Genomic DNA, 3,169 nt, shown 5'->3' on the forward strand with positions numbered 1-3,169 from the left:
GTGGCTGCTGTAGTAGTCACAGTTGTGGGCTTAGTGGTAGTTGCAACCGTAGTTGTTGTAGTTATGGGCTTAGCAGTGGTAGTAGCTGCCTTTGTTGTTGTAGTTGTGGGCTTTGCGGTAGTAGTAGCTGTTTTTGTTGTTGTTGTAGTTGTTGGTTTTGCAGTAGTAGTTGCTGTCTGAGATGGTAATTCCTTGATGTTTGCGTCTGCATCGGCGTCGCCCGATGAGAATTCATCGTCTTCGTCTGACGGGAGAGTTACTGTTCCCATTGCATCGGTGCCGAGAACCTTCTTTATGGTTTCCTGATCTGGGAGCTCATCGTGCTGAGTGTAATATAGGAAACAGAAAAGGCCTCTCATTGCCTGAGCAGAATCATGATTTCCGGAGGCGAAAATATGGCTTACAAAATTATTCTTATTTCCAAATTTCTCGTTATAGTAGTCTGTATACTTGTATGCTCCGTAATTTGCTTCTGTGTGGCTGCAGGTGAATAATAGGTGGGGATTCTGTTCCGCAGTCGCAAATCCGAGATCTGTAACGTCAGCATCGGAGAGTGCCCAGCCTCTGACCTGTCCCACCTTCTCGTCATAGAACAGATACTGCTGCGCAGTGCTGAGTACACCTACATTTGGGAACTTGTCCCTGAACTTACTGCCTGCGTACAGAGCGGCTGCTCCACCCATGGAGAAGCCGGAAACTGAAAAGTCCTTTGTCGTATCTATACGGTCGCAGAGGCTTCCGTCCTCTATTTTTTTGAGAAGACCGTGGAACTCGTTGCGTACGAAAACGCGGAAGTCCTCGTTCTGGTTATTATAGCGGCTTGTCTTTTCGATATACGGCGATACAAATATTACTGGGGAAAGATAGCCTCCCTCGACCCATGAATTCATTTTTTTCATTATGAGGTTTGAAAGTCCTTCGCTGGGAGTTCCGATGCCGTGAAAGAAAACTACCACGGGCAGTTTTTCCTCACCTTCGGGAGCCATTACAAAGCCGTAATTTGTGCTACCCTTCTCGCCGTAAAGGGTCTTGGTATAATTCACTGTGATTCCGGCTTTTACCCTGGCAAAGTTTATGCCTTTTGGTATGGTAATGAGCAGTAATGCTGCAACAGCTACGGCAGCAAGCTTTAAAAATAGTTTTTTCATGATTCGTCCTCCTTTTTATTATATCGTTGTGCTGTGAAAACAGAGTTATACGCCGGCAACTTTTGAAAAACTGGAATTTTCGGATACGTCCCGGCAAAGAGCATTTCGAATCGCTGAGAATGCGTCACCGGCTGAACAAAACTATTATAACACCATTATATCACAAGGGATAATAAAGAGCAAGCCCCCTTTGTTCATAATTTCTTCAAAATTGTTGTAAAAAGCAGTTCCATATGTATTTACGAAAGCTACCGGTCCTGTAAATACAGGGTGATCACCTTAAATCTATTTGTCTTAACATACAAAAATCAACTTTATGCTTTGTATGAAATTCCAATTTTTCTTTTCGCTTTGTAAACTTTTATTATATTACATTGAAGAGGTAGGTTATAAATGATAAAATTAATTTGAGAATGGGGAGGTGAGATCATGTTTCAATATTTTATTTATTATGCGTCGTCAAATATAGTAGGCGTTATTATTTTTGGTATAATGCTTGCGCATGACAGAATGAGTATAGATAAACAGGAAAAGCAGCTGAAATATGATCACACCTTGATTGCATTCATGCTGTACTTTTTATCCGACGCTGTATGGTCGGGAGTGGACGCAAAAATATTTTCTGTGAATAAATTTACGGTACTGGGCACTGACTTTTTGAATTATGTCATAATGACAGCCATAACGTATACATGGCTTAGATATGTAATGGCGGTGGAGCAGATACCTAACAGTAACAAGCCGGCTATTCGTCACTGAGTTACCTTAGCAAGATACCTGCGAACCTTCTGAAAATAGACAAATCCTTTGTCGGCAAGATAAATGCTAATGAGTCATCGAAGCAGTATGTTGCGGCGATGATATCAATGGGACATATCATAGGACTTGCGTTATACCTGAGGGCGTTGAGGAAGCGGAACAGCTTGAAGCTCTCATGAGTATAGGCTGCGATTATGTGCATGGCTTTATATGGGGACGTCCGATGTCGGCGGAGGAAGCCGAAAAGCTAATGATCGGCATGAACTAAGATATACGTTAATACTCATATAATGTTTTACGAAAATATAAAGGAATGATAATAAAAATGTTATTATCCGAAAGAAGGAAGTTTTATGGATTTTCAGAAATTAATTGACAGTTTTAGTTCTATGGCGTGTGTCGTTTCGGTTGAAAGAAAGAACGGTGGAGAATACGGAGATACACGTCTTGTTGCTGGAAACAAACTGTTTATTGATATGGCTGAGCATCCTGCTTATATTACCAATCCGGATGCATCACCGAGAAAGTTTGTCCCGAACAGTCTGTACGATGTCTATCTTCCGAAAGCTCCGGATTTTGAAAGTATGTGCTATCGCTCTGCTGTTCTGAAAAAAACAGTACATACGTATATACACCCGAATATGACCAATCTATGGTTTGTTCTGTATACGATCCCTCTGGATTACGCTGAGGGAGATATATCATACTGTATATATTCTACGGAACAATGCAGTATCAATGATATCGAGCTTGCCCCGTCAGGTTCTCAGGGAATCGCAAACGATGTGCTTAAGACCTGTATAAGGCTGCGCGGTGCCAGTGATTTCAGGAAGGCTATGAACGAGGTCATAGATGATATACGTAATATCTGTGACGCTTCTGTATGCACGCTTATGCTAATGAATCTGGATCAAGGAAGCTGTTCTATACTTGCTTCAAGCAGAAAGAAAAATAGCGGCGTAAGAACAATATCAGATTATGACAATATTTATGATATTGCTGTTTCATGGATAGATACGATAAGCGAGGGCGACTGTGTTATTATAAGTAACGATAAGGATATGGAATATCTTAGGAATGCAAATTATATGTGGTATAAAGCCATTGTGGAATTAGGCGTCAGCAGCATTGTCCTGTTCCCACTCAGACACAATAAGGAGCTACTGGGATATATATGGGCTTCAAATTTTGATACTGAAAACTCCCGTCGTATCAAGGATACGCTGGAGCTTACAACGTTCTTCCTGTCATCCGAGATAGCA

At 41.5% G+C, this 3,169-nt stretch carries 4 protein-coding genes; 3 read left to right on the forward strand and 1 reads right to left on the reverse strand.

Features of this window, described 5'->3' with window-relative positions:
• Positions 1-1,148, reverse strand: a 1,148-nt coding sequence (locus tag J6U00_RS07820) for an alpha/beta hydrolase-fold protein (protein ID WP_296580779.1), incomplete at its 3' end; no start/stop codon positions are given.
• A gap of 429 nt (positions 1,149-1,577) precedes the next feature.
• Here J6U00_RS07820 and J6U00_RS07825 point away from each other — a divergent pair.
• The 3 genes from J6U00_RS07825 to J6U00_RS07835 all read left to right on the forward strand — a co-directional run.
• Positions 1,578-1,907 carry a hypothetical protein gene (locus tag J6U00_RS07825; protein WP_296580781.1) on the forward strand — a complete coding sequence of 110 codons (330 nt, stop codon included), beginning with the start codon at positions 1,578-1,580 and terminating at the stop codon, positions 1,905-1,907.
• A 35-nt stretch (positions 1,908-1,942) separates the two neighbouring features.
• Positions 1,943-2,086, forward strand: a complete 144-nt coding sequence (locus tag J6U00_RS07830; RefSeq protein WP_296580784.1) for a hypothetical protein — start codon at positions 1,943-1,945, stop codon at positions 2,084-2,086.
• Between the two features lie 174 nt (positions 2,087-2,260).
• Positions 2,261-3,169: GAF domain-containing protein (locus tag J6U00_RS07835; RefSeq protein ID WP_296580783.1), on the forward strand; the 909-nt coding region annotated here is incomplete at its 3' end.

The organism is Ruminococcus sp. (assembly GCF_017650195.1).
Taxonomy (GTDB): Bacteria; Bacillota; Clostridia; order Oscillospirales; family Ruminococcaceae; genus Ruminococcus.